Genomic DNA, 635 nt, shown 5'->3' with positions numbered 1-635 from the left:
TGGCCGGCGCTGACCTGTTCGCTGCACGCCTGAAGCCTCGATTCGGCCTCGAAGATGCCCCAGATAAAGGCCGCAGGATCGCGGCCATCAATGAGTATGGGGTAAAAGCCATTGAGTTCCAGGTGTTGCCGGAACCAGTCCACCCCCCCTTGCAGAAAAATGGTTGACCGTTGATCAATGCGGCGCCCGTTAGCAATCATCACCGGGGTCACCAGGCCACAGTCCTCGGCTCGCCACCAGCGGCTTGCCCAGTCGCTGCCCCGCTGCTCCTCAAATGCCCCATCACTGAGAAACGCGACCAGACGCTCCCCCGGCAGCGGCATATGGGTGTATTGCAGTTCCGCAAAGCCCAGGTATCCGCCCTCGATCAGCCCGCCGGCAGTGTGGGGGTTGACGTGACTGCCCAGGGGAACCCCCGGTGTGCCATCCGGGGTGACGGCGTAGCTGTAAAAGTCACTCACCAGCCGGGACAGCCCCACCTCGTCGAGCGTGTAAATGGAATAGCCGTTCATGATCTCTCCCTGATAACTCTACTGACGTTAATGGTGGCCTACTAGAAATCCTCGCCGTAAATATCCGGATTACCCCGGGTATTTGCCCGGTCTCACATCAAAGACGCAAAATGGATTGGTAGC

The 635-nt window shown here is 59.2% G+C and carries 1 pseudogene; it reads right to left on the bottom strand.

The features are described 5' to 3' along the window. Window positions 1-512: pseudogene (locus tag H3Z84_RS06265) on the bottom strand (xylulose 5-phosphate 3-epimerase); the annotation flags it as partial. Between the last annotated feature and the right edge of the window lie 123 nt (window positions 513-635).

Origin of the sequence: Marinobacter sp. bablab_jr003, assembly GCF_016464245.1 — a bacterium.
Taxonomy (GTDB): Bacteria; Pseudomonadota; Gammaproteobacteria; order Pseudomonadales; family Oleiphilaceae; genus Marinobacter; species Marinobacter vinifirmus.
The sequence above is the reverse complement of the archived record's forward strand: the minus strand, read 5'-3'. Positions and strand labels throughout refer to the sequence as shown.